General features: G+C 73.1%; 1 protein-coding gene. It reads left to right on the plus strand.

The annotated features are described in order from the left end of the window. A partial coding sequence (locus tag ACFYW1_RS38790; RefSeq protein WP_389004514.1) for a translation initiation factor 2 occupies nucleotides 1-1647 on the plus strand: 1647 nt, incomplete at its 5' end. Nucleotides 1648-1745 lie beyond the last annotated feature (98 nt).

The following is a 1745-nucleotide window of genomic DNA, read 5'->3' on the forward strand; positions in this document are numbered from 1 at the left end:
CGACGGGTCGTGCTTCTCGCGGCCAGGTCCGCGGTGGCTCTGTACCGTCTCCTCGACGCGCTTCCGGCCCTTTCCGGAGACGACCGCATCACCCGCCTCTTCGCCCTGGTGCCGGGTTCCGAATTCGATGCCGACGCGCTGTCCGTGATCGACGCCGTCGGTGGGCGGACGATCCCCTGGGACGAGGCGTGCCGGCGCACGTACGACCTGGTTCTCGCCGCGAGTCCCAAGGGTGAACTGGGTCTGCTGCGCGGCAACCACGTACTGCTCCCGCACGGCGCCGGGTTCAACAAGTCGATTCCGGCCGAGGGTTCGGCCGATTCGGCATCCGGGCTGGACCCGGAGTTCCTGATGCCGGCCGGCAACGCCCCGCCGACCGCGCTGCACGCTCTCGCCCACCCCGACCAGATCACCCGGCTGGCCGCGGCGAGCCCACGGGCCGCGGACCGGGCGAAGGTCGTCGGCGACCCCACCCTGGAACGCGTCCTCGCCTCGTTGTCCCTCCGCGACCACTACCGGACGGCGCTCGGCACCGGGGCCCGCAAACTGATCGCCCTCACCTCTACCTGGGGCCCGGAGTCCCTGCTGCGCCGACGCCCCGGGCTCCCGGCCGAGCTGGCCGCCCATCTTCCGCACGACGAATACCAGTTGGCACTGATCGTGCATCCCAACGAACACAGCCTCCTCGGCGGCTACGAACTGGCCGAACGGCTGTCACCGGCCCTCGACGCGGGCATGGTGCTCGCGAGGCCGCACGAGGAATGGGCCTCCGTACTGATCGCCGCCGACGCCCTCGTCACCGACCACGGCTCGACGGCGCTGTACTTCTGCGCGGCCCACGACCGGCCGGTGGTCCACGTCCACCGGGACGGCACCGAACTGATCGCCGGCAGCCCGATGGAGGAACTCCTGCTCCGCGTACCGGAGTTGGGGCCCGCGGAAACGGTGCGGGAGAGGCTGGAGGCGTACCGGCCGGGCACCGGGAGCGGGGCCGCCCGGGCCGCCTTCGCCGGTCGGGGAGAGGCGTTGGGGCTCCTGCGGACCGAGTTGTACGCGCTCCTCGGCCTCACGCCGCCGGCCCACTGCGTGCAGCCCCGGCTGCTGCCGCTCCCGGCACCCGCCTCCCGCACGCCCGCGGCATTCGACGTGCGTGCCGAGGTCTCGGCGGACAGCGTCCGGATCGATCGGCGTCCCGCCGGTACCGGCCTGCCCGGACACCACCTGGCGGTGGAACACGGCGCCGCCGGTGAGCGGTTCGCCCGCTCCGCCGGTCTGCTCTACCGCCGTCCGGACCCGCCGTCCTACGCCCCGCAGGACATGGCGTGGAGCGCCGCCGGCTGGGCCCGGCACGCCCTCTCCGAGTACCCCGGCTGCCGCTCGGCCGCGGCCGTCGTCGCCCCGGACCTGTGCGTGCTCGCGGTCCGCGGCGACGAACGCGTCCACGCCGTCCGCGTCGAGCCCCGGCACGCGGACGGCCGCATCATCCGCGTCGATCCGGCCGCCGCACTGTCCGCCGTCCACGCCTGGCGCTCCACCCGGCCCGGCGAACCCCTCGCCCCGGCCGTCCTGACCTGCGTCGTCGGCGACCGCGCCCATCGCGTCAGCCTCTCCCCGGCCACGGACGAGGAAGCCGGGCAAGCGATCTAGACCCAATACCGGTGATTTAGGTGTTTTTCTGGTGCTTGCTGGTTGGTTTGGTGGGTGGGACGAGTGTGATTGCCCTGGTGGGTGGTCGGGGCGGGTTG

Origin of the sequence: Streptomyces sp. NPDC002669 (genome assembly GCF_042889165.1) — a bacterium.
GTDB lineage: Bacteria > Actinomycetota > Actinomycetes > Streptomycetales > Streptomycetaceae > Streptomyces.